This is a genomic window from Streptomyces sp. AA4, assembly GCF_000158875.1.
Taxonomy (GTDB): domain Bacteria; phylum Actinomycetota; class Actinomycetes; order Mycobacteriales; family Pseudonocardiaceae; genus Amycolatopsis.
Map to the genome: position 1 here is coordinate 5,187,097 of NZ_GG657746.1, position 25,054 is coordinate 5,212,150.

20 protein-coding genes are annotated in these 25,054 nt (G+C 70.4%); 13 read left to right on the forward strand and 7 right to left on the reverse strand.

Translation table 11 applies throughout. The features are described 5' to 3' along the window. Window positions 1-24 precede the first annotated feature (24 nt). The 3 genes from SSMG_RS23765 (at window position 25) to SSMG_RS23775 (ending at window position 3,413) form a co-directional block, all read left to right on the forward strand. Entirely contained in the window at window positions 25-1,524 is a 1,500-nt protein-coding gene (locus tag SSMG_RS23765; RefSeq protein WP_009080173.1) for an FAD-binding protein, read from the forward strand. Between the two features lie 95 nt (window positions 1,525-1,619). Then, the gene (locus SSMG_RS23770) at window positions 1,620-2,294 is read left to right on the forward strand and encodes a class I SAM-dependent methyltransferase (protein ID WP_234392737.1); all 675 of its coding nucleotides are present in this window, start codon (window positions 1,620-1,622) and stop codon (window positions 2,292-2,294) included. 294 nt (window positions 2,295-2,588) lie between these two features. Then, window positions 2,589-3,413: an IclR family transcriptional regulator gene (locus SSMG_RS23775; protein ID WP_009080176.1), complete on the forward strand. Its 825-nt coding sequence runs from the start codon at window positions 2,589-2,591 to the stop codon at window positions 3,411-3,413. Window positions 3,414-3,557: 144 nt separating this feature from the next. Here SSMG_RS23775 and SSMG_RS23780 read toward each other — a convergent pair whose 3' ends face one another. After that, window positions 3,558-4,466 (reverse strand): LysR family transcriptional regulator, encoded by a 909-nt coding sequence (locus SSMG_RS23780; RefSeq protein WP_037714638.1) that lies wholly within the window; start codon window positions 4,464-4,466, stop codon window positions 3,558-3,560. Between the two features lie 453 nt (window positions 4,467-4,919). On the opposite strand from SSMG_RS23780, the gene SSMG_RS23785 reads away from it, so the two are divergent. Together SSMG_RS23785 and SSMG_RS23790 are read left to right on the forward strand one after the other, a co-directional pair. After that, window positions 4,920-5,318 (forward strand): hypothetical protein, encoded by a 399-nt coding sequence (locus SSMG_RS23785; protein ID WP_037714640.1) that lies wholly within the window; start codon window positions 4,920-4,922, stop codon window positions 5,316-5,318. A 135-nt stretch (window positions 5,319-5,453) separates the two neighbouring features. Further along, a complete protein-coding gene (locus SSMG_RS23790) occupies window positions 5,454-6,533 on the forward strand; it encodes a substrate-binding domain-containing protein (protein ID WP_050788465.1) in 1,080 nt (359 codons plus the stop codon). A gap of 144 nt (window positions 6,534-6,677) precedes the next feature. On the opposite strand, the gene SSMG_RS23795 is transcribed toward SSMG_RS23790, so the two are convergent. Beyond that, complete coding sequence (locus SSMG_RS23795) at window positions 6,678-7,556, reverse strand: sortase (protein ID WP_009080185.1); 879 nt, start codon at window positions 7,554-7,556, stop codon at window positions 6,678-6,680. Then, window positions 7,553-9,808 carry a hypothetical protein gene (locus SSMG_RS23800; RefSeq protein ID WP_009080190.1) on the reverse strand — a complete coding sequence of 752 codons (2,256 nt, stop codon included), beginning with the start codon at window positions 9,806-9,808 and terminating at the stop codon, window positions 7,553-7,555. The genes SSMG_RS23795 and SSMG_RS23800 overlap by 4 nt, the downstream gene beginning before the upstream one ends. Window positions 9,809-9,942: 134 nt before the next feature. Between SSMG_RS23800 and pstC the strand changes: the two genes are divergently transcribed. The 4 genes from pstC (at window position 9,943) to SSMG_RS23820 (ending at window position 14,426) form a co-directional block, all read left to right on the forward strand. After that, the gene (gene pstC / locus SSMG_RS23805; RefSeq protein ID WP_037714643.1) at window positions 9,943-10,923 is read left to right on the forward strand and encodes a phosphate ABC transporter permease subunit PstC; all 981 of its coding nucleotides are present in this window, start codon (window positions 9,943-9,945) and stop codon (window positions 10,921-10,923) included. Beyond that, entirely contained in the window at window positions 10,920-12,026 is a 1,107-nt protein-coding gene (pstA, locus tag SSMG_RS23810) for a phosphate ABC transporter permease PstA (RefSeq protein ID WP_037714645.1), read from the forward strand. Before pstC ends, pstA begins: the two co-directional genes overlap by 4 nt. Window positions 12,027-12,091: 65 nt before the next feature. Continuing rightward, window positions 12,092-12,850, forward strand: coding sequence for a phosphate ABC transporter ATP-binding protein (locus tag SSMG_RS23815; RefSeq protein ID WP_234392887.1), 759 nt, complete (start codon window positions 12,092-12,094; stop codon window positions 12,848-12,850). Window positions 12,851-12,866: 16 nt separating this feature from the next. Beyond that, on the forward strand, window positions 12,867-14,426 hold the full coding sequence (locus tag SSMG_RS23820; protein ID WP_009080195.1) for a substrate-binding domain-containing protein: 1,560 nt from the start codon (window positions 12,867-12,869) through the stop codon (window positions 14,424-14,426). Between the two features lie 4 nt (window positions 14,427-14,430). Here the strand turns inward: SSMG_RS23820 and SSMG_RS23825 are convergent, their stop codons facing one another. Beyond that, window positions 14,431-15,195: an antibiotic biosynthesis monooxygenase gene (locus SSMG_RS23825; protein WP_037714649.1), complete on the reverse strand. Its 765-nt coding sequence runs from the start codon at window positions 15,193-15,195 to the stop codon at window positions 14,431-14,433. Window positions 15,196-15,268: 73 nt separating this feature from the next. On the opposite strand from SSMG_RS23825, the gene SSMG_RS23830 reads away from it, so the two are divergent. Next, entirely contained in the window at window positions 15,269-15,604 is a 336-nt protein-coding gene (locus tag SSMG_RS23830; protein ID WP_037714651.1) for a helix-turn-helix domain-containing protein, read from the forward strand. A gap of 3 nt (window positions 15,605-15,607) precedes the next feature. Here the strand turns inward: SSMG_RS23830 and SSMG_RS23835 are convergent, their stop codons facing one another. Then, window positions 15,608-15,967, reverse strand: a complete 360-nt coding sequence (locus SSMG_RS23835) for a DUF488 domain-containing protein (RefSeq protein WP_009080198.1) — start codon at window positions 15,965-15,967, stop codon at window positions 15,608-15,610. An 83-nt stretch (window positions 15,968-16,050) separates the two neighbouring features. Between SSMG_RS23835 and SSMG_RS23840 the strand changes: the two genes are divergently transcribed. After that, window positions 16,051-16,917, forward strand: a complete 867-nt coding sequence (locus SSMG_RS23840) for a LysR family transcriptional regulator (protein WP_009080200.1) — start codon at window positions 16,051-16,053, stop codon at window positions 16,915-16,917. Window positions 16,918-16,958: 41 nt separating this feature from the next. Here SSMG_RS23840 and SSMG_RS23845 read toward each other — a convergent pair whose 3' ends face one another. Beyond that, a complete protein-coding gene (locus SSMG_RS23845) occupies window positions 16,959-17,798 on the reverse strand; it encodes a GH25 family lysozyme (protein ID WP_078560865.1) in 840 nt (279 codons plus the stop codon). Between the two features lie 211 nt (window positions 17,799-18,009). Between SSMG_RS23845 and SSMG_RS23850 the strand changes: the two genes are divergently transcribed. Further along, the gene (locus tag SSMG_RS23850; RefSeq protein ID WP_009080205.1) at window positions 18,010-18,927 is read left to right on the forward strand and encodes a DUF5829 family protein; all 918 of its coding nucleotides are present in this window, start codon (window positions 18,010-18,012) and stop codon (window positions 18,925-18,927) included. A gap of 316 nt (window positions 18,928-19,243) precedes the next feature. Continuing rightward, window positions 19,244-19,840: a hypothetical protein gene (locus SSMG_RS23855; RefSeq protein WP_009080207.1), complete on the forward strand. Its 597-nt coding sequence runs from the start codon at window positions 19,244-19,246 to the stop codon at window positions 19,838-19,840. A gap of 51 nt (window positions 19,841-19,891) precedes the next feature. Here SSMG_RS23855 and benC read toward each other — a convergent pair whose 3' ends face one another. Further along, on the reverse strand, window positions 19,892-25,042 hold the full coding sequence (gene benC, locus SSMG_RS47135) for a benzoate 1,2-dioxygenase electron transfer component BenC (protein ID WP_009080209.1): 5,151 nt from the start codon (window positions 25,040-25,042) through the stop codon (window positions 19,892-19,894). Window positions 25,043-25,054: the final 12 nt, after the last annotated feature.

The window sequence follows — 25,054 nt, forward strand, 5'->3', positions numbered from 1 at the left end:
GGGTCGCGACGACTTGGAGGACTCATGGCTTTCGACGACCAGTTCGACGTGGTGGCAGTCGGCTCCGGCGCGGGCGCGTTGACCGGCGCGTACCTCGCGGCCCGGGCCGGGTTGCGCACCGCGGTGGTCGAGGGCGCGGACCGGCTGGGCGGGACTTCAGCGTATTCCGGCGCGGCCTGCTGGCTGCCCGGCACGCAGGTCCAGCAGCGCTTCGGGGTCGCGGACTCCACCGCCGCCGCGCGCGAGTACCTGCGCGCGTTGCTCGGCGAGGACCGGACCGGGCGGCAAGAGGCGTTTCTGGCGAAGGCACCGGAATTGGTCGCGGCGCTGGAGTCGGACCCGGTGCTCGAATTCGAGTGGCGGGCGTTCCCGGACTACTTCGACCGGCCGGGCCGGGTCCCCGGCGGGCGCTCGTTCGTGCCGCTCGACCTGCCGCTTGCCGAACTGGGCGAACGGGCCGGGCTGGTGCGTCCGCCGGTCGACCGCGACCGCGCCGGCCGCGGGCACCGGGACGCCCCGCTGGACGGCGGCCGCGCGCTCATCGGGCGGCTGCTGCTGGCCTTCGACGCGACCGGCAACGGCGCCGTCTTCACCGGGACGCCGGTCGACGAGTTGGTCGCCGAGGGCGGCCGGGTCGTGGGCGTCGGCGTCGGTTCGCGGCGGATCGGGGCGGCCTACGGCGTGCTCGTCGGCGCGGGCGGTTTCGAACGGAACGCGGACCTGCGGAAACGCTCCGGGGTACCCGGCTCGGCGGCGTGGTCGATGGCACCCGCGGAAACGAACCGCGGCCAGGTTCTGGAAGCGGCGGTGCAACTCGGCGCCGCCGTCGACCTGATGGACGAGGGCTGGTGGTGCCCGGGCATCGCGATGCCGGACGGCGGCGCGTCGTTCACGCTCGGCTTCCGCGGCGGAATCGTCGTCGACCGCGACGGGCGGCGGTATGCGAACGAATCGCTGCCATACGACCAAATGGGCCGTGAGATGTCAGCGGACCCGGCGCGGCGTATCCCGTCCCACCTCGTGTTCGACAGCCGCGAGGGCGGCCGCCTGCCCGCGATCGCATTGCCAGGCGGACGGCCGGACGACCATCTGGCGGCCGGCACCTGGGTGGAAGCGGAGACGCTCGCGGAGTTGGCGAAGTTGATCGGCGCGCCGGAATTGCCGGAGACCGTCGCCCGGTTCAATTCTTTCGCCGAAGCCGGGCACGACGCGGATTTCGGGCGCGGCGAGGACGAATACGCGCGGCATTTCGCGAATCCGGTGCTGGTTCCGGTGGATCAGCCGCCGTTCCGCGCCGCCCGGTTGGTGCTGTCGGACCTCGGTACGAAGGGCGGGTTGGTGACCGACCCGGACGCGCGAGTGCTCCGCGAGGACGGTTCGGTGGTGGAAGGTCTTTACGCAGTAGGCAATTCGGCGGCGTCCATGACCGGCCAGTACTACCCGGGGCCGGGGATTCCGCTGGGCACGGCGATGGCTTTCGCGGCCCGGGCGGTCGACGATTTGGTGGCGCGGGCCGGAAAATGACCTGCGCCCCGGCGAGCCAGTCGGCTACCTTCGCCGTCGTGGAGGACTACTTCGGGAAAAGTGTCGCTGCGAGATATGACGAATCGTCGGCTGAAATGTTCGCGCCGGAGGTGGTGGACCCGGCAGTCGACGTGCTGGCCGGGCTGGCCGGTGCCGGGCGCGCGTTGGAACTGGGCATCGGCACTGGCCGGATCGCGCTGCCGCTGGCCTCGCGGGGCGTGCCGGTGTCCGGAATCGATCTGTCGTCCGCGATGGCCGCGCAACTGCGCGCCAAACCGGGCGGCGAGGCCGTCGACGTGACGATCGGCGACTTCGCGACGACCCGCGTCGCTGGCGCCTTTTCGGTGGCCTATCTGGTGTACAACACCATCGGCAATCTGACATCTCAGGAAGCGCAGGTGGCATGTTTCCGCAACGCCGCGGCCCACCTCGAGCCAGGCGGATGCTTCGTGATCGAGGTCGGAGTACCGGAGCTGCGGAAGCTGCCGCCGGGGCAGACCGTCGTGCCGTTCGATCTCAGCGCGAAGCATTGGGGATTCGATCTGTACGACGTCTCGACGCAGTCGATGAGTTCGTACCATGCCCGGGTCGCCGACGGACGAGGCGAGTTCCGGGCGATTCCGTTCCGGTATGTCTGGCCTGCGGAGCTCGACCTGATGGCGCAACTGGCGGGGATGCGGCTGCGGTCGCGGTGGGAGGACTGGACGGGTGAGCCGTTCACCCACGAAAGCGAGCGGCAAGTCTCGATCTGGGAGAAGCCGCTGAGCTGAGCCGCCTGGGGAAGCGCTCAGCACGTCACTGGGACTGTCTCGCGTGCTCGCCGCTGCCGGGTAGAAACCGCTTCTCAACCCGAGCACCTGCGAGGAAACCGAACGTGCGAGCGGATCTCAGCACGTCGGGCCATGCCGCCATGTCTCCCGGCTGCCCCTTCCTGCACGAACGGCTTCTCCCGCCGATCGGTCGCCGTGCCGTACCCGTGACCCGTCGCGTGTTGACGCCAAGCCCGGACACCGTGTTACCGTCAAAACTAGAAATGATTTCACTCCGTCCGCGAGGAGCGCAGCATGACGGTGGTCGCGATCGAAACGGGCTCCCTCGGCACGGATGTCCCGCAGGACCGCGCGCTGCCGCCGTCGATGGTCGAGCGGATGACGCTGATCCTCGACGCCTTCGCCGCGCCGAGCACCCGGCTCACCCTCGAACAAGTCGCGCGCACGACCCACCTCCCCCGTTCGACCGCGCACCGCATCCTCGACCAGCTCGTGCGGCTGCAGTGGCTGTCGCATTCGTCGTTCGGCTACGCGCTCGGCGCCCGGGCGCTGAACCTCGGCGGCACCGGCGGCAACCACCTCGAACTGCGCGCGGTGACCGCGGCCGTGCTGCACGAACTGCAGTTGCGCACCGGGATGGTCGCGCACCTGGCGATCCTCGACGGCGCGCATGTCCGGTATCTCGACAAGGTCGGCGGCCGGTTCGCCGCGGCCGTCCCGTCGCGCGTCGGCGGCCGCGCGCCCGCGCAGTGCACCGCGCTCGGCAAGGCGATGCTCGCGTGGCTGCCCGCCGAACAGGTCGAGGACCGCGTCCTGCCGACCCTCGGCCGCCAGACCAGCCGGACGATCTGCGACCTGGTGACGCTGCACCGCGAACTCGGCCGGATCCGCGACCGCAACGGCCTCGCCTTCGAACGCGGCGAATGCTTCTCTGATATCTCCTGCGTCGCCGCTGCCATCCGAGGACCGGAAGGACCCGAAGCGGCGATCTCCCTCGTCGGCGACGCGGACACGGCGCTGGAACGCGTCGCCCCGCTCGTCGTGGCCGCCGCCCGGCAGGTCACCCAGGAGCTGTTCCCGACGGTCCGGTCGCGCACCGCCGAACCCGCCTGGAACTGAAAGTCCATAAAGGACTATCGGGCACTTCGCCAGCGGAGCCGCGAGGCCGATCACCACCCCTAGCCAAAAGTGCGCTCCCACAAACGAATACAGGCGCTGCCGAGCGCGAAAACCACGGAAACCGCCACTCAAGCAACTCCACGCCTAGAACCCCCGGCTCACCGCACCGGCCTCTTGCTCCAGCGCCCGCACCATGGCCACCGCTGCCGGGCCAGGCTGTTCCCCCGTCACCGCCCACAGTGCGCGGCGCAGGCCGCCGCATTCGTCGCGTACCGGGATCCACCGGACGTCGGCGGGCAGCGAATCCGCGGCGAATCCGGGGACCAGCGAAATCCCCAGCCCCGCGGCGACCAGGCCCAACCGCGTCGGCCACGCGCGCACCGCGAACGCGATCGACGGTCCGGCGATCCCCGGCCACGTCCCGAATTCCGCGGAGCTGCCCGCGCCGACGATCCACTGCTGTTCGGCCAGTTCGTCCGGTTCGACCCAGCTGCGGCCGGCGAACGGATGCGCTTCCGCGACCGCCACTCCGTATCCGATCGCGCTGCGCAATTCGGTGCGGCGCAAGCCCTCGAAGTCGTATTCCGGCAGGCCGTCTCCGGTGACGGCCACCGCGACGTCGAGGCGGCCGCGGCGCAGCGATTGCAGTTGGGCGGGCGTCGCGGACTCGGCCAGCTGCACGTCCACGCCCGGATGCGCGCGCAGCAGCCGGGAAACCGCGCGCGGCAGCAAAACCGCCGACGCCGCGGGAAACGCGCCGACCGAGATCCGCCCGGCCAGGCGGTCGCGCAGTCCGGCGAGTTCCTTTCCGGCCGCGCTCACGCTGTCCAGCACCCGACCGGCGTGCCGGATCAGCACCTCTCCCGCTGTCGTAGGACGGATTCCGCGGGCATGCCGTTCGAACAACGCGGTTCCCGTAGCGCGTTCGCTCGCCGCGATCTGCCGCGACACCGCCGATTGCGTGTAGCCGAGCCGGTGCGCGGCAGCACTGAACGACCCGGTGCGGGCCACCTCGACCACGACCCGCAAGCCGGTGAGCGTCAGATCAGCCATTCCGCCAACCATATCCGAAACACCCCGCCCCGGACGTCCACAATAGACGCCACCACGGCTCCCTCCCCTTGCCCATGACGCGAATTGCCCTTCCGCGCGGGAGTTTCCCGCCCCGAAGGACATCGAGCGTGCCCCAACTACCTCGCCGCTGGTGCCGCCGAACGACTGAATCGCGATTGCGGCGAACAGGCGAATTCGACCCGAATCGCGGCATGGGCGAAACATCCGTGCGAGCAAAGACGATGCGCTTGCCAGGAGTGGCGAAGAGAATCTCCAGCGTGACCGCCCGCCGACGGTCTACTGTGGAATGCCCGCGCCCACCCGCTGTTCACCGGGTGGCCGTCGCCGCTTAACCGCGGACGGTAACTTTCCGGCGCCGTGCCCGCGATGTCCATTCTGACTGCGACGGCTGCGCACCGGACGGCCGTCCGAGCCGGACTGAGGTTGCGACCCATGAAAAGCGCTCGAAGTCCACGCCGGACTCCGCGGTTCCAGCTGATCGGCGGACCGGGGAACGCGACGAGGTGGCGGCTGCTCGGCACGAACAACGCGTCCTTGGGGCTGGGCACCGTCGACTACCGCAACGGGGAAGAATGCGTCGCGGCGATCCAGTGGCTGTGCGCGAACCTCCCGCGCACGCGCATGGAACTGACCCACGACCACGGAATCGACTGGCGATGGTTCCTGCGCGCGGGCAGCGGGACGATCGCGTCGGCGAGCCACGCCTACGGCCGCCGCATCGAAGCCCAGCGCGGATACGAACGATTCGTCGCCGCGATCGCGGACGCGGCGGAATTCGCGGCGGAGGGCCGGATCACCGACTGGCGCACGAAATACCGGCTGCCCGGCTGAACGCGTTCGTCGGGCATTAACTCCCGCGCCGTCTGGCGAGAACGCGACCGACCGGGCGCTGTTCGCCGAACCCCGCGAAGTTGGTGTCGGCCACGGAATCCCGTGGCCGAGACCAGACAGAAAGAGTACAAACTGATGCGTGCTCGTACTGCCCGGTTCGCCGGCGCCTCCGCCGCGGTCGCCGCGGGGGCGGCCCTGATCTTCCCGGGTACCGCCAGCGCAATCCCCGGCCCCAACCAGCTCCCCGAGGTCGTCGCGGCGGTGGGCTCCGACACGATCGCGGACGTCACCGGCGCGATCTTCGCCGCGGCCAACGGTTCGGCGGCGAACAGCGACCCCGACAACTACGTGAACGTCCCGCCGGTTCTCGCGGGCAGCCAGTCGTTCGCCGTGCCCGGCGACGTCTACGACGGCGGGACCACCTACACCGTCTCCAACCCGCCGCCCAACGGCTCCTCCGCGGGCAAGACCGCGCTGGCGAACGCCGCCGCGGCCGGCAGCGGGTCGATCGACCTCGCCCGCTCCTCGTCCCCGCGGTCGGCCTCCGACCCGTCGACGTTCCAGTACTACGCCTTCGCCAAGGACGGCGTGTCCTGGGCCGCCTCGTCCACCGGCGCCGGCGCGGGCGTCACCCTCACGCTGGACCAGCTGCGCGGCATCTACAGCGGCGCCATCACCAACTGGAACCAGGTCGGCGGCGCCAACGCGGCGATCACCGTCTACCTGCCCCAGGCCGGCTCCGGCACGCTGTCGTTCTTCACGAACACGGTGCTCGGCTTCGACCCGACCACGAAACCGGTCGTGATCAAGCGCTTCCAGGAGAACGAAGGCAACACCATCCCGGCGAGCGACCAGTCGTCGGCGATCGCGCCCTACTCCGTGGCCCAGTGGGTCGCGCAGGGCAACGGCGTCGTCAGCGACAAGCGCGCCGGCTTCTTCGAGGGCACCCTGACCGGTGCCGGTTCGGACGGCGCCCCGGTTTCGGGCTCCGCGCCGAACTACGCCCCGGCCTTCGCCGACGGGTTCCTCGGCGCCCGTTTCGTGTACTACGTGCTGGACACCCGCTCGCCGTCCCACGACGCGGCGCTCAACGCGGTCGGTTTCGACTCCTCCGGCCCGAGCCCGCTGTGCAACGGCAGCCTCGCCGGCACGCTGAGCCAGTACGGATTCAAGCCGCTCGCCCCGGTGAACGGCGTCACCTGCACGCTTTCCTGACCCGCTGAAGCACCGGACCGGCCCGGCCGGGGATTCCGCTCCCCGGCCGGGCCGGTTTCGCTGTCCGCCCCCACCCGAGCAAGAAACCGGGGCTGGCGCGGAGAACCAAACCTCCGTGCCAGCCCCGGTTTCGGCAGGGTCGGCTCAAGCCCAAGCAGGCAGCAACCGCCACACCGCCGACGCCGCCAGCACCGCCAACGCCAGCAGCGCCGGGGTGGTCAGCACGTACGTCGACACCGAACGCCAACGCCGGTACAGCAGCGTCGCCCCGACGGCCACGGCCGCGAAGCCGCCGAGCGCGAGCACGAGCCGGGCCCAGCCGCTCGGGTCGCCAGTGCGGCCGTCTTGCGCGTCCGCCCGGCCGTTCTGCGGCGTCGGACGGAACGGTTTGCCGTCGAGAACCGCCGTCACCACCGTCGCGCCCGAAGCCGAACCCGGCCACCACGAATCGGACGTGACGAGTGTCAGCCGGTCGTTCTCCGTACGGCCGTAATCGCGGTCCTCGTCCAAGTCACGGGTTGCCGTGTCGGTCACGGTGTAGACCGATTTCCCTTGCGTCGTCGCGACCACCAGCTGGTCTCCCCGCGACAGCTCGTTGAGCCGCGCGAACGGAGCACCGTATCCCGAATACCGGCCCACCACCGCCGAATTCCCCGGCTGGCCGGGTCCCGAAGTTCCCGGGACATGGCCCGGCCCGGACATCGTTTCGCCCGGTTCCACGCCTTCGAGCACGACCTGCTGCACCTGCAGCTTCGGGATCTCCAGCACCGCCACCGGCGCACCGAACTCCGGCGGCTTCGTCACCGGCGCGGCGCCGAGCAGCGTACGGGCCGCGCCCTGCGCCTGTGCCATCCGGCCCTGCAGCACCGACAGCGCCGCCCGCTGATCGTTGTTCGCGAGCATCGGCCCGAGCGCGTACGTGACAATGCCGAAGCACACCACCGCGGTGACCAGCCAGCCGACCACGGCGACAACCGTCCACTGTGGACCCGGGCGCGCCGGCGCGCGGAGCGTCGCGGTCATGCCCGGCGCCGCATCGCGACGAGCCGCTCGGCGAGCCGGTTCAGCCACGCGGGCAACGGCTTCCCCGCGGTCAGGTAACCAGTCGTCGGCGGCAACAGCACCAGCGCGACCAAAGCGAGCAACGGAATCAGCGCTCCCAGGACGTCTGCTCCCGGGAACAGCGGGACCTTCACCGCCGCGGCGACGCTGCGCGCTTCTTGGACACTCGCCTGCGTCGGCGCCTTCATCGCCAGCGCAGCGGCTTCCGCCGCACCAGGACCATTCGAACCGGAGCGGGCAAGCGGACCGCCGAGGCCGTCGCTCGCGGGAGTCCCGCCCACGGCGGCACCGGGGCCGCCGGTCGCGGCCGCTCCGGGGTTCTGCGCTTCCTTGTGTTCGTGGCAGGACGCCTCGGCCGTGCCGGTGCCGACCTTCGCCGCGGCGGTCTGGGCGGCGGAAAGCAGCTCCGGAGTCAGCGGAACGAGGCCCGGGCCCAGGCTGTCCTGCCCGCCGCTGACCGCGGCCTTCACGAAGGTCGCGAGCTGGGCCTGCTTGGCGGCTTGCGGCTGGCACGAAGCGTCCACCAGCGGGTTCAGCGGCGCGGTCAGGGACTCGACGTAGGTGAGCGGGTACGCCTCCGGATCGCCGCCGGGGACGATCCGGATCGACCCGTCCTCCGCCGGCTGCGCGTGCGCGGCCGCGGCCTGCAGCGACTTGGGCGTCGGCGCGACGTAACCGCCCTTGCCGTTGGGCAGGGCGACCGGGGCCCAGCCGTTCTCGGTCGCGGTGGCCAGGTCGGTGACGACCCAGTTCAGGCATCCGTTCGTGCATTCGTTCCCGGTCCCCAGCGCCGCGTTGACGACCTGCTTGCGGACGTTGACCTGACCGGTCTTCGCGTCGACGTTGTGCACGCCGCCGTCGCCGAGGTTGAGCGCGTTCAGGTCGGTCACCACGCCGACCGGCCCGTCGCTTCCGCGCAGCTTCGCGTTGCGGATGTCCACGAAAGTCCCGTACGTCCACGCGGGCATCCCGTTCAGCCTGCTGCTGAGCACCAACGGCACCGTGCTCGTCCCGATTTCGCCGGTGACCCCGAAGAAATCGGTGGTGAACTGCCCGGCCCGCGTGTTCGGCGAGCGGAGCGCATTCTCGGCCCCGCTGACCGCGGCCAGCGCCGGATTGCGCCGCACGAGCGCGGACCCGTCGACGAAAATGCCGCCCCGGCCGGTGCTGTCGGGCGACAGACCGCCCTTGCTCAGCAGGTTGGCGAGGTCGTCCCAGTCGAACTTCAGGTTGTCGGCCAGGCGCGAATTCAGCGCGCCGCCGTCGTCCCGGCGATCGGTCGGCGCCCACCCGACCGCGGCGAGCACTGTCGCGTTCAGGGCCGCCGGAATGTAGCTGCGGGCGCGGACCTGCTGCGTGGCCAGGGTTCCGCCGGAACCGGTGACCTGCACGTCCGACTCGCCCTTGTCGAACGAGGTCAGCCCGACGTCCTCGCTCTCGTTCACGATGTTGACCGGCTGCGCCGCCTTCGTCGGCGCGCAGAGCATCTGGTTCCAGCCGACCGCCGTGCGGCCGAACCGCTCCGGCATGCTGCCGGTCAGCGTGCTGGCGCCGACTCCGGCGCACCCTTTGATCTTGAGCCCGGGCGCGGACGCGCGGAACGTGATCGAGCTGTCGAACACCGTCTGGGCGGGACTGGTCGCCGTCGCCGGGACGCCGATCCGCAGCATCATGGTGCACGGATGGTTCTCGTCGCACGAGAAGGAATACTGCTTGTGGTCCGGGTTGTTCGGCCACTTCAACGCGCCCTGCGGGAAAGCCGTGAAATCCGGGTCGAAGGGAATGATCGCGGGCGTACGCGCTCCTCGCGGCACGTAGATGTCGAACACGACGTCGTGGGTGGTCGCGCTCCGGCCGACGTCATGGCCCGGGGGCTTGAACTCGGTGCCGGACAGCTCGTCGTTGAAGTTCTTGCAGTAGGCGGTGACGCGGGCCTCGACGGACGGATTGGGCGTCCACGGCCCCGGTTTCAGCAGCGAGTCCCGCAACGGCAGCGGGCACACCGAATAGTTCGCCGTGGCCCCCGCGGGCAACCCGGAGATCGTGATGCGCAGCGGGTCCCCGTCCTGCGCGTTCATCGGATCGGCGCCAGTCACCTTCACCTGGTAATTCAGCGGCTGCGGCTGCGCGGACGCCGTCGGCGCGACGGCGACGCCGAGCACCGCGAGCACCCCGGCGGCGAGCACGTGCGCCACGCGTCTGAAGCGGTTCATGGGTTCAACTTCGCCAGCGTCGCGCGCGGCGTCAACAAACGGGAACAGAACGCGGGCACCGGTTCACTAACGCGCCGTCGGGCCTTCTCTGTCCAGCCAACTTTCCCCGCCGCCGGCTCGCGATACTCGCTGCCGTGACCGTCTCGTCCTCCGCGTCCGGCGCCGCGCCGCCGGATCGTCTCGTCCTCGCCGATCTGCCTTCGCGGGCCGATCGGCTCTTCCGCCGCGTCACGAGCGGGACCGGGCTTTCCGTGCTCGCGCTCTTGGCCGTGATCGGGTTCTTCCTCGTCTACCGGTCCGCGCCCACGTTCGAGGCCAGCGGTTTCGGCTTTTTCACCACGATCCAGTTCGACCCGGCTTCCGGGCGGTTCGGCGTGCTCGGCCTGCTGTACGGCACGGTGGTGGTCGCGCTGATCGCGGTCGCCGTCGCCGTGCCGTTCTCGGTGCTGGCCGCGTTGTTCATCAGCGATTACGCCAGTCCGCGGATGCGCGGGTTCCTCACCGGACTGGTCGATCTGCTCGCAGCGATTCCCAGTTTGCTGTACGGGCTCTGGGGATTCAGCTTCCTGCGCCCGTACATCACCCCGTTGTCGCAGTGGATGACCGACAATCTCGGCTGGTTCCCGTTGTTCGACACGAAACCGGGCGCGGTGCTGTTCAATTCGATGTTCGTCGCCGGGCTCGTGGTTTCACTCATGGTCATTCCGATCACGACGTCGGTCATCCGCGAGGTGTTCACCCAGACCCCGCCCGGCGAAAAGGAAGCGGCGCTCGCGCTGGGCAGCACGCGCTGGGGCATGGTGCGGACCGTCGTGCTGCCGTTCGGCCGCGGCGGGATCGTCGGCGGGTCGATGCTCGGGCTCGGCCGCGCGCTCGGCGAGACGATCGCGGTTTCCCTTCTGCTGCCGCAGGTTCCGGAACTGACGACGCATCTGCTGGAATTCGGCGGCGCGACCATTTCCGGGTTCATCGCCAACAACGCGGGACAGTCCGGGCCCGCGCTGAGCGGGCTGATGGCGGCCGGGCTGGTGTTGTTCGCGTTCACGCTGGCGACGAACTTCACCGCGTCGGTGATCATTTCCCGCAGCCGTTCCGGAGCGGGGGTCGACGCGTGACCACCACTGAAATCCGCGTCGAGCAAGAGCGCCCGATTCCGGTGCGCCGCCGGACCTCCGCGACCACTCCGCAGGACCGGCTCGTAGCGCTCGGCTGCGCCGCGTCGGCGACGCTGCTGACCTGGTTCGTGATGCACCAGCTGCTGGTCTCGCCGGGCTGGCTCGCCGACCTCGTCGTGGCGTATCTGTTCTACCTCGGCATGCTCTACCTCGTCACCCGCGACCGGCTCGGGCGGCTCGCCGCGGTCGACAAGCTGGTGTCCGCGGTCGTGGTGAGCGGCGCGGTCGGGCTGCTGATCCCGTTGCTGTTCCTGCTCGGCTACATCGTCCTCAAGGGCGTGCCGAGCCTCCGGCTGGCGTTCTTCGGCCACGACATGTCCGCCGTCGCGCCGACCGATCCGGCGACAGCGACCGGCGGTTTGCACGCGATCGTCGGCACGCTCGAACAGACGGCGCTCGCGCTCGTGTTCGTCGTTCCGCTCGGCGTGCTCACCGCGGTGTTCCTGAACGAAACCCGGTCGCGTTTCCGCCGTCCGGTGCGGATTTTCGTGGACGCGATGAGCGGTCTGCCCTCTGTGGTCGCCGGGCTTTTCGTGTACGCGGCGCTGATCCTGCCGCCCGCGCAGCTGGGTTTCTCCGGGTTCATGGCGACGCTCGCGTTGACGATGATCATGCTGCCGACCGTCACCCGCACCGTGGACGTGGTGCTCCGCCTGGTGCCGGACGGCTTGCGCGAGGCGTCGCTCGCTCTCGGCGCGAGCCGCGCACGCACGGTCTGGTCTGTGGTGCTGCCGACCGCGCGCACCGGCGTGAGCACCGCGATCATCCTCGGCATCGCGCGCGTGGTCGGCGAAACCGCGCCGCTGCTGTTCACCTCCTTCGGCACGCTTTCGATGAACTTCAACCCGTTCAGCGACCCGCAGGAAAGCTTGCCCCGCTTCGTGTACCGCTACATCAAGGAACCGCTCGCCTCGGCGCAGGAACGCGGGTACATCGGCGCGCTGGTGCTGATCCTGCTGATCTTCGCGCTGTTCGCCCTGACCCGGCTGATCGGCCGCAAACGCTGGTCGGCGCGCCGCCCGAAACCCAGGAGTGCCCGGTGACCGAAACCCTCGAAGTCCGCGAACCCGTCCGGGTGCTCGGCGGGCCGCCCCCGGGCGCGGCGACGCTGGAGGCGCGCGGCGTGCACGCCTGGTTCGGCGACCGGCTCGTGCTCGAAGACGTCACCCTCGCGATGCCCGCCAACGAGGTGACCGCGCTGATCGGCCCGTCCGGCTGCGGCAAATCGACGTTCCTGCGCATTCTCAACCGGATGCACGAACTGGTCGGCACCGCGAGCCTGGCCGGGGAAGTCCTGCTGGACGGCGACGACATCTACGCCGAGGGCACCCGCGCGCAGCACGCCCGGCTGCGGATCGGCATGGTGTTCCAGAAGCCCAACCCGTTCCCGGCGATGTCCATTCGCGACAACGTCCTCGCCGGGCTCAAGCTCGCCGGCGTCAAATGCGCGGACAAGGACGGGCTGGTCGAGCAGAGCCTCGAACGGGCCGGGCTGTGGCGCGAGGTCCGGGACCGGCTGAACTCCCCCGGCGGCGCGCTGTCCGGCGGGCAGCAGCAGCGGCTGTGCATCGCGCGGTCGCTGGCCGTGCAGCCGAACGTGCTGCTGATGGACGAGCCGTGCTCGGCGCTCGACCCGACGTCCACGCGGCGGATCGAGCAGACGATCGTGGAGATCTCCGACGAGGTGACCGTCGTGATCGTGACGCACAACATGCAGCAGGCACAACGGGTTTCCCACCATTGCGCGTTCTTCCTCGCCGGGGAGAACGAGCCGGGGCGCGTGGTCGAGCACGGGCCGACCGAGCAGATTTTCGAGAGTCCGGAAGACAGCCGCACGCACGACTACGTCCACGGCCGTTTCGGCTGAACTGGGGAGTTTCCTGATGGACCGCAAGAGATGGCTCGGGCTCGGCGGCGCGGCGGCGCTGCTGGCCTGCCAGGTTGTGCTCGCTCCGGCCGCGGAGGCGTTCAGCCAGGTCAACGGGTCCGGGTCCACTTACGTCGGGCTCGCGATGAGCGACTGGCAGAACGGCGCGAACTCGCGCGGCATTCCGGTGAACTACAGCGCGCTCGGTTCTCCGGCCGGGGTCAATCAATACGGCGACCACACGGTTGATTTCGCGGGCACCGAAGCGGAAGTCAGTTCCCTGGAAGCGGCTGGCGGCGGCGGGGCTACCGCGAAACAGCGCGGGTACCAATATGTTCCGGACGTCGCGGGCGCGGTCGCGGTGATGTACAACGTCACCGACGCCGGCGGCCGCCGGGTGGACACGCTCCATCTGACGCGGGACGTGGTCGCCCGGATCTTCGCGCGGCAGATCACGCGCTGGAGCGATCCGGCGATCAGCGCGACCAACGGCGGATTCGCGCTGCCGGACCAGCCGATCACGCTGGTCGGCCGCAGCGGCCAATCCGGCACCACGGCGTTGTTCTACGACTTCGTGGCCCATGTCGCGCCGGGCCCGTACGGAGATTTCATCGCCCGGAATGTCGACAAGGGGATCGGGCCGCTGCCCTCCGGGGTGCGGCCGATCCAGCTGCCGACCCGCGGGCCGGACGCGGATTTCTACCGTCTCTTCGCCGACTCCGACCAGATCGCGCAGACCCTGGCCAACGGCAGCGTCCCGTTCTCCATCGGCTACGACGAGTTCGGGTACGCCAAGAAGTACAACGCACCGACCGCGTGGGTGGAGAACCAGGCCGGGAAATACACGCTGCCGTACGCGGCGAACATCGCGGCGGCGCTGACCAAGGCCAACCTGCGCCCGGACCTCAGCCAGGAATTGTCCGGAGTTTATGCCAACCCGGATCCGTCCGCTTACCCGATTTCGGCGTATTCGTATTTGATGACGCCGTGCGGGAACGGGCGCGACACCTGCAAGGGCGGGTATCCGGACGGGGCCAAGGCGGACACCATGACCGCGTTCATCGAGCATGTCGCTTGCGACGGCCAGATCAACATGGCGCGGATCGGGTATTCGCCGCTGCCGCCCAACCTGTCGCAGGAGATGATGAACGCCAACGCTCGGCTCACCGGACGCCCGGCCAAGCAGCTCAATGCCGGGAACTGCGCCAATCCGACGTTCCAGGGCGGTCTCGGAGCCGGGGCGACCGCGCCGCCGGATCCCTTCGCCGCGTTGGGCGGGGTGGATGTGCTGACCCACGGCGGAACGGGTGGCGGAAACAAGGCCGCGGCACAGGAAGGACCGAAAGCGTCAGCCAACGCGCAAGCATCGGCTGGACCGGGAGCATCGTCTTCGGCCGGGCCCGATGCTTCGGAAGCCAACGGCGGATCGCGGGACTGGCGCAAGGCCGAACCCGCCGCTTACCAGGGCGGCGGATTCGGCGGATTCGGGCCATGGGCGGCACTGGTGCTGTTCGCGGCGATTTGCGTGCCCTTGGTAGTGCGCGGAATCATCCGACGCCTGCGGCGAACGGGATAGCGCTTCAGCTCCCCGTCCACGGCGGAGCCGAACCCCACCCCCAACACGGCACCGGCTGGTCGGCTGCCGGTCCGGCGTCCGGCGCGGAGAACACCACCGCGAGCCTGCTGCCCCATTCGAGATAGCCCGCGAGCGCGGCGCGGAACTCCGGGTCGGCAGGCAGCCCGACCTCGTCCGCGGTCGCCAGCAGCAGCGAAACCCACCGGCGCCGCTGCGGTTCGGTGATCGCGCGGCCAGCGTGCCGGGCGATCATGTGCGCGTGCCCGCCGTGCTGGCCGGTGTACGCGGCCGGGCCGCCGAACACCTCGCCTAGCCAGACCGCCACGTGCGCGGGGTGTTCCGGGCTCATCCCGGCGAACACCTCGGCCAGCAGGTCGTCCTCGGGCACCTTCGCGTAGAACGCCTCGGTCAGCCTGGTCAGCGCGGCCGCTCCGCCCGCCCATTCGTAGAGCGTCGGCACCGCACCGCCGGAACCGGCCACGTCGGTGCGTTCGTAGTGCCGCATCTCCTCGATCTGCTCGACATACGGCCGGATCTCGGCGAAGAACGCGGCGAACTCCGGACCGCCGCGGAAACCCTTCAGGTGGTCCTCGGCGGAAGTCCAGCCGATGCGCAGAATGTAGCTGCCCGGTTCGTCGACGGCGCGCGCGAGTTCGTAGTCCTGACACTGTTTCGCCGCGGCGAGCGACTTGGCCGCGCGTCGGTAGGCGGCTTCGAAGTCCGCGTGCCCGCCGTCGCGAATGCGGTAGCGGAGGTACTCGATGATCACCGGATCAGCCAAGCACTCGCCGGACCGGCCGCCTAGTACGCACTTGCCGGTGCGTACCCGCGATGATGGACGGATGAAAGCGCGCTACTCCTGTGCGGTCGAACTGGCCGTCGACGTCATGGGCGGGAAGTGGAAGCCGGTGATCCTGGCGCGGCTCAAGGAAGGCCCGCACCGGTACGGCCAGCTCCGCCGGGCCATTCCGTCGATCACCGAAAAGGTGCTGACCGAGCAGCTGCGGGAGCTGGCCGCGGCCGGGCTGGTGAACCGGACCGAGGTGGACGGCCGGGTGCCGACCGTCGAGTACCGGCTGACCCCGGAAGGCGACGAGCTTCGCCCGGCGCTGACCGCGTTGTACGAATGGGGCAGCCAGTACGCCGAGCGCAACGGCATCGAGGTCGGCGCTTCCTGAACGCTAGGAGCGCAGCAGGTCGGCCAGCACCGCGGCTTCGCTGATGTCGCTGCGTTTGGTGGCGGTCAGCAGGGTCAGCGGGCCCTTCTTGGCCAGGGCACGCAGCTGGTCGAGTGCTTCCGCGCGTTCGGGTTCTTCGAGTTCCGAGCGGTAGCGTTCGGCGAATTCGTCGTACCGGTCCGGGTCGTGCGCGTACCACTTCCGCAGTTCCGTCGACGGGGATATCTGCTTGAGCCAGTCGTCGAGGTGCGCGCGGTCCTTGCTCAGCCCGCGCGGCCACAGCCGGTCGACCAGCACCCGTGCGCCGTCGAAGGATTCCGGCGCGTCGTAGACCCGGCGTACCTGGACTTGACGTTTGCTCAAAGCGGCTCCTTTCGCAGTCGGGGCTCCGCCCAGCGTCCGCCGCCGGCCGGCGCGGCGCAAACGAGGGGGTATAACCCCAAGGTATGGAACTGCGTCAGCTGCGGTACTTCGTCGCCGTGTTCACCGAGGGGTCGATCAGCCGGGCGGCCGGGTCGCTGATGATGTCGCAGCCCGCGCTGACCCGGCAGATCCGCGTCCTCGAACGCGAACTCGGAACGCCGCTGTTCGAACGGGTGCCGACGGGCGTGCAGGCGACGGTCGCCGGCCGGGCGCTGCACGAGCACGCGCGGCAATTGCTGCGGCTCGCCGACGCGACGCGGGAGGTCACGCGGTCCGCGGCTCCGGTGAAGGAACAGGTCGAGATCGCGTTGCCGCCGGGCATTCCGCAGGACTGGGTGCTCGCGGCGCTGACGGAAATCCGCCACCAGGTCCCGGACGCCGCACTGTCGTTTTTGGACGCCAGCAGCACCGAACAGCTGCGGATGCTCAGCGAAGGACGGATCGACATCGGGCTCGTCCACCAGAACCCGCCGTCGACGCTGCACGGACGATTCCTGTTCGAGCATCCGTTCGGGGTCGCGATCCGGCCCGGGCACGAGCTTTTCGGGCGCGCGCAATGCCGGTTGCGGGAGCTCGACGACGTCCGGGTGCTCGCGCACGCACGCGCGCAGGTCCCCGCCGGACACGACCAGATGCTCGCCGCGGCGCACGGGCTCGGGGTGTCGCCGAACTGGCGATTCGCGCGGTTCAACGAGAACGCGCTGGCGTGCGCGGAGGCCGTCGAGGCGGACGCGGTGCTGCTGAGCCGGCCCAGCGCGACCCGGATGCTGCCGGGGTGGGCGTGGAGCGAACTGGTCGAGCCGGGCGTCCCGCTGACGACGTGGGCGGCGTGCCAGCCGCAGACGCGGCGGATCGTCGGCGCGGTGATGGAGGTGCTGGCCGGGTTTTAGCGAGCCCGTCCGGGAGCGCGCGGCTCCCGGACGGGACCGGGTCAGCCGGTGGCCAGCACCTTCAGCCGGTCGAGGCCGGCGCTGAAGTAGTCCTGGTCGAGCGGCGAAGACGTGTACTGCCAGAAGGTGTAGAAGCCCCAGGCGTAGGGCAGCGTGCCCGGCGACGACGAGTACGCCGCGACCCACAGCGGGTTGGTCGAGCTGAAGTCGCCCCTGTTGCCGGTGCACTGGGTCCACCAGCTGTTCGCCGTGTAGATGACCGGCCAGCGCGACGTCTTCGCGTGGTACTCGTCGCTGAACGCCTTGATCCACGAGACCATCGCGGACTGGCTCAGCCCGTAGCAGGCGGAACTGGGCCCCCATTCGATGTCGAGCGTGCCGGGCAGGGTCTTGCCGTCCTTCGACCAGCCGCCGCCGTGCGCGACGAAATAGTCCGCCTGTGCCGCGCCGCCTGAGATGTCCGGACGGCCGTAGTGGTATGCGCCGCGGATCATGCCGACGTGGTACGACCCGTTGTACTGCTGGGTGAAATCCGGGTTCTGGTATCCGGTGCCCTCGGTCGCCTTGACGTAGGCGAACCGTTTGCCCTGGTTCCACCAGGACTGCCAGTTGACCGCCCCCTGATAGCTGCTCACGTCGATGCCCGCGGTGGTGGTTTCGACCGACGCCGGCGCGACCGCCGCGCCGCCGGGGTCGTGCGCCCGGATGGAGGCGCCCATCTGGTGGTTGTCCGGAGTCTCGGCCGAGGTGCTCGCGGCTGCGGCAGGTGCGGCCGAGGCGTTCGACGCGGTCGCCACGAGCAGGGCGGCGGCCGCGGCGAGCACCGCTCCGGTCCGGCGGCGGCGCGCCCTCCCGGCGGGTCCCCAGTGGTGAGTGGTCATGACAGGTCCTTTCGGATGCCCTCGCGACGTGCCACCCGATCAGGTGGCACGAGGACCTGATTCTGTTGCTAACTGTGATGCACTGTCACTGCTCCAAGTGAACTAATTTCCACTTGACCGGACAATGAGAAAGACATTCTCAGTAGGCCGTTGCGGTCGAGTTGGCCGAAAACGCCGCCAACCGGCCGCCGTCGCCTTACTCTCCAGCGCCATGTCGAAATCACGAAGAACCCGGACGATCCTCCAGCTCCTGGCCGTCCTCCTGGCCCTGGCCGCGACCGCCGCCGGCCCCGCGCAAGCGGACGAACCGGCCTTGCTGCACTTCAACCATTCCTACGGGGTCCTCGACCGCGAGACCGCCGACGCCATCGAGCATTCGGCCTACCTCAAGGACTTCGCCAACTTCCAGGTCCGCACGACCACCGGTGCCGGCGGCGAAAAGTGGACCGGCCGGTACCTGATGGGCCGCGAAACCTACCTGGAGCTTTTCGGGGTCGGCGACGTCCCCGGCAAGGACGGCGACCTCGGTTCGGCGGGCCTGGGAGTCTCGGTCGAACACGCCGGCCAGCTGTCCACAGTGGTCCAGCGCCTGCGCGACGCGGGCGTCGCGAACCCGGTGCAATTCCTGCAGACCCGCGACTTCGGGGACGGCAAGCCGGTCCCCTGGTTCGACGCGGTCCTGACCACCGACCAATACGACGCCTTCGGCGCCTGGGGCATGGAATACCGTCCGGAGTACTTCGCCGACCCGCGCGGCAACACCGGGCCCGCGCAATATCCCGGCGACGTCAGCCGGAACCGGTACCTGTCGGACGACTACCGCAACCACCAGATGCGCGACGTCACCGGCATCCGCCTTGGCGTCACCGCGCGCGACCTCGACAGCACGCTGCCGCTGCTGCGCGCGGGCGGCATGATCGTGCGCCAGATTCCCACCGGCGCCGTCGCTTTCGACGGCATGACCGCGATCCGCTTCGACGCCGTCCCCGCGGACCAGGTCGGCTTGCGGCAGATCGACCTGGCGCTGAACCATCCGGCCGGAACCCGGCACGTCGAGCAGATCGGCCGCTCGACGCTGACTGTCGGCCCGGGCGCGCACGCGCGCTGGACGTTCGACATCCGCGGCTGATTCCCGCTCGCGAGGGGAACCCGCGAGTTCCCCTCGCGAGCGGTCGGCGGCGGCCGCGAAAACCCGGTGGTCCCCGCCGGTAAGTTGATCAGTATCTCGGTGCACCGGGAACGACGACCCGGAACAGCGGGTCCGTACGAGGGGAAATCAATGCACAAGAGTTCTGTCCTGTCCATCGGCCGTTCGGCGGCCGCGCTCGCGGCGGTCGCCGCACTGGCGGCGTGTTCGCCGGGGAACCGCCGCGGCGCCGGCGGAGTCCGCCGCCGCGAAACCCGAGGCCTTCGGCGCGGCCGGATACCGCGGCATCGCCCCGGGGATGGCCAAGGAAGCGGCGCTCGCCACCGGGAAACTCGCCACCGCGCCGGTTTCCGCGCTGGACGGCTGCACGGTCCTGAGCTGGCAGGGCGGCCCCGCGCCGGACCCGGCCAAGCTGGCCGCCGAGGCCGAGGCGCAGCGCAAGGCCGACGACCTCTACGCCAAGTCGGACGCGGCGGACAAGGCAGCGAAGCAGAACACCGGCACGTCCGCCGCGGAGCTGGCCAAAGCCGCCGCCAAGGACGCGGAAGCGGCCCAGCTGGCGGCCGACTCCGCGATGGCGAGCGCCGAACTGGCGGGCAAGCGGGAAGAGCGCGACAAGGCGTTCGCCGCGGCCGGCGGCGCCTCGTTCGGCCAGAACGGCCTGCACGCGCTGGGCGCCCCGCCGGACGCCAAGACCGCGGAGGGCATCGGCGCCGGATCCTCGCTGGCCGACCTGCACAAGGCGTACGACGCACGCGGTTTGAAGGCCGGCGCGGCCGGGCGGTTCGAGCTGCCCATCGCGGAAAAGCCGGGCTGGCGCTTCGAATTCACCCCCGCGGACAACGGCACGGTCAGCGGGGTGGCGATCACCGACGGCGCCCTGAAGTGCCGCTGAGTCCATAGTGGACACATGAGGGCCTCCTTGCCGTCGCGGGCAAGGAGGCCCTCACTCGTCCCCGGAACGCAACACCGCCAGCTCCGTCCGCCCCCGGATCCCCAGCTTCGCGTAAATCCGCGTCAAGTGGTACTGCACCGTCTTCACCGACAAAAACAACTCCGCGGCCACCTCCCGATTCGACTGCCCCCGCGCCACCATCCGCGCCACCGCCTCCTCCTGCGGCGTCAACCGATCCACCCCGCCCCGCGGCACATGCACGCCACCGGCCCGCAATTCCCGCTCGCACCGCGCCACATAGGTCACCGCACCCATCGACGCGAACCCGTCCCGCGCGGCGACCAGTTGCGTGTCCGCCCGAGCCCGCCGTCCCAGCCGGCGCAACGTCTGTCCATACGCGAACGCGATCCGGGCCTGGTCGTACCGCAACGGCAACGACCCGATCATCTCCACCGCGGCGTCGAACGCCGCCACCGCGCCGACATGGTCGTTCCGCGCCCCGAGCAAGCGGCCCCGCGCGGCCGCGAGGCGAGCCCGCGCCGAAACATGCTCCCGTTTCCCCGCCGCCCGTTCATGGGGAGCCAGAAACGCGTCCGCCTCCTCTGACCGTCCACTGAGGACCAAGGCATGCGCGTACAGATCATGCCACGGCCAGTGCCCCGGCTCGTCTACCGAGGTAGGCAGCGACAGCCGCGTCAACGGATGCAACGCCCGCAGCACCCCGGCGGAATCCGCGGCGGCCTCGGCGACCTGGGCCCGGGCCAGCAAAGCGGGAACCCGCATGATTTCGTAGTCCTGCGGCCCGGAAGCACACGCCAGCAACGCCTCCTCCGCTCGCGCCGGATCGCCGCGCAAGGCATGCACCGCAGCCGAAGTCCAGTGCAGCAACGGCGCGGTCAGCACAATCCCGGTCCGGTCCACCAAGGCGAGCGCTTCCCGGACCACGCGCAACGCGTCGTCCCATTCCCCGCTCAGGAACAGCGTCCGCGCCAGCCAGGCTTGCGCCCACAGGGAAATCCGCGCCGAACCGCCCAAATAGCTGGTGGGCACGGCACTTTCCAAATCCACCCGCGCGTCGTCGATCCGATCGGTGAGCAGGTTCAGCCATCCGCGAGCCATGACGACCCGCTGCGCCTGCGCACCGTGCCGGATCCGGTCCGCCAGCTGCGCGTAATCCCGCCGAGCCTGTTTGGCGCGCCCCGAAGCGGCAAGCCCGAGACCCCGGATCGCCGCCGCCTCCACCGCGGCCGGCGTCTCCGGCACCGCCAGCTCAAGGGCCCGGTCCGCCCACCGCACGAGATCTTCCGCGGAGTACCGGCACAGCGCATCAAGGACATATCGCTGGCATATCAACGCGGCCGTCTCCGGATCTCGCGAGGCGTTGACGATATCCCAGGCCCGGCTCAGCCGTCCGCCAGCTTCCGCGGCCCGGCCTCGCACCACGGCGAGATAGCCGAGCACGGCGTCGCGCAACGGGGTCTCTCGCACGCTCTCGACTTCCGGAGCAAGCGCTGCCGCCCGGAACACGTCGCCAGCGCCGATCAACGCGTCGACAGCGCGGGTGATCCGAGCTTGCCGCAGCTCAGCGTCTTCAGTGAGCCGCCCAGCGTCGTTGAGCAGCACCGCGGCCGTCCCCCACGCCCCCGCCGCGGCTCGCTCGACCGCCAGCGCGTCCAGGCGGTCCGCGACGCTCGCGTCCGGCACCGGGCTGGCCGCCACCAGCAACCGCAAGCTCCGCGCCGGGTCCTCGACCAGTTCCGCCGCGCGCCGCTGCAACGTCGAGCGCCGCTCTGGCCCCAGCCCGGTCAGCACCGCCGCGCGCACCATCGGATCCGGCGGCCCCACTTCGGCGAGCCCGCGAGGCGCGAGTTCGACCAACCGCGCCGCGCACGCCTCGTCCAGCACCGGCAGCGGATCGCCGTCGAGATCGGCCAGCGACGCCACCGACCGCACCGCCGCGCCGGCGCCCAGCACCGCCGCGGCGGCGACAAACCGTTCCGCCGCCGGGGAAAGCTGCGAGATCCGTTCCCGGACCGATGCGGCGACCGCGGCCGGTGCGGGCAGATTCGGATCGAACCCGCCCCAGGTCGCGCGCGGGACCTCGGTCAGCAGCTGCACGACATGCCGCGGTCGGCCGAGCGTGTGCCGGCACAACCGTTCGGCCATCGTCGGATGCAGGGCGATACCGCGCGCCGAGGCCAGTTCGGACACTTCCGCGGCGTCGAGCGGCGGCACGCGCACCTCGTCGCCGGACATCCGGGCGAGCAGTTCCTGAACGTCCGCCCGAGCGCGAGAATCGCCGGTCGCGGCGGTGAGCAGCACCGTCGCCCGCACCGCCGGATGGTGTCGCAGCAGCGAGGACAGCGTCCGCATCGAGTCCACATCGGCCAGTTGCGCGTCGTCGACCACCAGCAACGTCCCGGGCACCAGTTCCGCCGCGATCCGGCCGGCGACCGAGAGCGGACCGCCGTCGGTCGGCAAGTCCGGGAACAGCTGCCGCAGCACGGCGAACGCGCTGCCGCTCTCCCACTCGGCCGCGGTCGCCTGGAGCACCGGCCCGGGGAACGCGTCGGTGGCCCGCCGCGCCAGCGTGGTGCGCCCGCACCCGGCGGGTCCGCACAGCAGCACCGCGCGGCCCGCCCGGGACAGCAGGCCGGCCAGCTCCTCCGCCGCGGTCGTCACGGTCCTCCCCGTTTCGCCGGATGCCTCCGTCAGCCGAAGATCGCCCCCGGCGACGGGCAGGACGGTGCCGGTGACGTACGAGGCCTCGTCCGAGGCCAGGAACGCGATCGCCGCGGCCTGCTCGTCCAGGGTGCCGTACCGCTTGAGCAATGACGAACCGACAGTCTGGTCGATGTGCGCCTGGAACCACTCCCGTTCCTGGTCGGTGGCCGGATCGGGGCCGCCGCGCGGGATCCGCCGCGGCGGGGCCTCGGTGCCGCCCGGCGCGGTCGCGACCACGCGGATGCCCGCGTCGGCGTACTCGAAGGCCAGCGACGCGGTCAGCGCGTTGATCCCGCCCTTCGCCGCCGAGTACGGGATCCGGTGGATGCCGCGAGTGGCCGCCGACGAGACGTTCACGATCACCCCGCCGCCCCGCTGCGCCATCGACGGCAGCGCGGCCCGGCAGGAGAACAGCGTGGTCAGCAGGGACCGGCGGAGTTCGGCCTCGATCTCGTCCGGGCCGAACTCGGTGAACGGCTTGAACCGCAGCGCGCCGCCGACGTTGTTGACCAGCACGTCGATCCGCCCGAACCGGGCCAGCGCGGCTTCCGCGACCGCCTGCGCGCCCGCCCACGTCTCCAGGTCGGCGACCACCGCCGCGGCCTCGGGCAGCTCGTCGGCCAGGCCGCTGACCAGGCCCGATCGGTCGGCCAGCACCAGCGCGCCGCCCTCCGCGGCGATCCGCCGGGCGGTCGCCTCGCCGATCCCCTGCGCGGCCCCGGTGACCACGACGACCTTGCCCGCGAACCGTCCCGGCGACAGGAATTTCGGCCGCGCCGCCGGGTCGCCCATCGCCCGCCGGGTGGTCGCCTTCGACCGTTCCGCGTGCTCGGCCACCAGCCGCCGCGCGGTCGCCCGGTCTCCGGACTCGAACGCGGCGACCAGGTCCAGGTGGTCCTGCGTGCAGCGCGGATGGCACCAGGTCGCGTTGCGCAGGGTCTCGGCCATGTGGCCTTTCACGCCGAGCGCCTGATATGCCTGCAGCAGGTGTTCGTTGCCGGTGAGCGTGAACAGGTAGTCGTGGAACGCCGCGTTGGTTTCGGTGTAGGCAGCGGCGTCCAGGAACCGGTCACCGTCCACATAGGGCACTGTCGACTCGGCGAGCAGGCGGTATCCGGCGAGCTGGCCCGAGGTCAACCGCCCGATCGTCAGTTCGACCGCACCCAGTTCGAGGGCCTGCCGAGCCTCGAAAACGGCGTCCGATTCATGGACCGACGGGTGTTCCTCGCCGATTTCGTATTCGCCCGGCAGCTCGTCGGACGCGGGCAGCATTTCCTGGCCCGCGATCGTGCGCGCGACCCGGGCTTCCTCCACCGCGGACAGCGCCGGTCCGGCCCGCAACGGGGTCAGCTCCACCGCCGGGAACAGCTCCTGCCCGGCCAGCGCGCGGCCCGCGAGAAACTCCGGCTCCGGCTCGGGTTCCGGCAGCGCCAGAGCAACCGGCTCGACGGGGATCTCCGGGGCGCGGGCTGGCGCCGCCAGCGCGAACTTCTCGTAGTAGAACCCGGTCGGCTCGAACCCGGCCGACGCGAAGTGCCCGCGGACGGCCTCCACCATCGGCGGCGGGCCGCACAGGTAGACCGCGACATCCCCGCCGTGCAGGTGCTCGTCGCGGATCAGCGTGGTCACGTAACCCTTGTTCGGCGCGGCACTTCCCGGATCGGAAACGCAGTAGTCCCAGGTCAGCCCGGGAACCTCCGCCGCCAGCTTCTCCAGCGTCTCCGTCTCGACCAGGTCGTCGTCGGTGCTCACGCCGTACACCAGATGGGCGGGCCGGGTCGCGCCGGAAGCGCGCATAGTGCGCACAATGGACAGAATCGGCGCGAGTCCGGTGCCTCCGGCCAGCAACAGCACCGGGCGGTCCGTCTCCCGCAGGAAGAAGCTCCCGTGCGGACCGGTGAACGTCAGCTCGTCCCCGGATTTCGCCCGTCCGGTCAGGTAATCCGACATGACGCCGCCGGGCGTGAGCTTCACCAGGAACGTCAGCCGCTCGTCGTCGGGCGCGTTGCTGAACGAATACGAGCGCGCGACCTCCGTGCCCGGCACCGTGATGTTCACGTACTGCCCGGGCAGAAACGCCAGCCGGTCGCGATCGCGGATCTCCACCGTCAACGACATTGTCGTCGGCGAAAGCCGGTCCAGCGCGACAAGAGTGCCGTGATGTTCGGCAGCCTGCGTCTTCGCGACCGCTGACGTGCTCGCGATCTGCAACACCAGATCGGACTTCGGCTTCATGCTGCACGGCAAGACATAACCGCGCTCCGCCTCGTCCGCGCTCAACGCGTCTTCGAGATAAGACCCGCCCTCGTACTCCCCCGATTCGCAGAACGCCTTGCACGTCCCGCACGCGCCGTCGCGGCAGTCGAGCGGAATGTTGATGCGCTGCCGGTACGACGCGTCCGCGACGGTCTGGTCCGGCGCGCAGGTGACGAAGCGGGTGACACCGTCCTCAAAGGACAGAGCGATCCGGTGGTTCATGACCGCCTCCGC

Bases quoted from the DNA above. Each gene is read 5' to 3' on its own strand.
- SSMG_RS23765 (WP_009080173.1), top strand. From the start codon at position 25: ATGGCTTTCGACGACCAGTTCGACGTGGTGGCAGTCGGCTCCGGCGCG.
- SSMG_RS23770 (WP_234392737.1), top strand. From the start codon at position 1,620: ATGTTCGCGCCGGAGGTGGTGGACCCGGCAGTCGACGTGCTGGCCGGG.
- SSMG_RS23775 (WP_009080176.1), top strand. From the start codon at position 2,589: ATGACGGTGGTCGCGATCGAAACGGGCTCCCTCGGCACGGATGTCCCG.
- SSMG_RS23780 (WP_037714638.1), bottom strand. From the start codon at position 4,466: ATGGCTGATCTGACGCTCACCGGCTTGCGGGTCGTGGTCGAGGTGGCC.
- SSMG_RS23785 (WP_037714640.1), top strand. From the start codon at position 4,920: ATGAAAAGCGCTCGAAGTCCACGCCGGACTCCGCGGTTCCAGCTGATC.
- SSMG_RS23790 (WP_050788465.1), top strand. From the start codon at position 5,454: ATGCGTGCTCGTACTGCCCGGTTCGCCGGCGCCTCCGCCGCGGTCGCC.
- SSMG_RS23795 (WP_009080185.1), bottom strand. From the start codon at position 7,556: ATGACCGCGACGCTCCGCGCGCCGGCGCGCCCGGGTCCACAGTGGACG.
- SSMG_RS23800 (WP_009080190.1), bottom strand. From the start codon at position 9,808: ATGAACCGCTTCAGACGCGTGGCGCACGTGCTCGCCGCCGGGGTGCTC.
- SSMG_RS23820 (WP_009080195.1), top strand. From the start codon at position 12,867: ATGGACCGCAAGAGATGGCTCGGGCTCGGCGGCGCGGCGGCGCTGCTG.
- SSMG_RS23830 (WP_037714651.1), top strand. From the start codon at position 15,269: ATGAAAGCGCGCTACTCCTGTGCGGTCGAACTGGCCGTCGACGTCATG.
- SSMG_RS23840 (WP_009080200.1), top strand. From the start codon at position 16,051: ATGGAACTGCGTCAGCTGCGGTACTTCGTCGCCGTGTTCACCGAGGGG.
- SSMG_RS23845 (WP_078560865.1), bottom strand. From the start codon at position 17,798: ATGACCACTCACCACTGGGGACCCGCCGGGAGGGCGCGCCGCCGCCGG.
- SSMG_RS23850 (WP_009080205.1), top strand. From the start codon at position 18,010: ATGTCGAAATCACGAAGAACCCGGACGATCCTCCAGCTCCTGGCCGTC.
- SSMG_RS23855 (WP_009080207.1), top strand. From the start codon at position 19,244: ATGGCCAAGGAAGCGGCGCTCGCCACCGGGAAACTCGCCACCGCGCCG.
- benC (WP_009080209.1), bottom strand. From the start codon at position 25,042: ATGAACCACCGGATCGCTCTGTCCTTTGAGGACGGTGTCACCCGCTTC.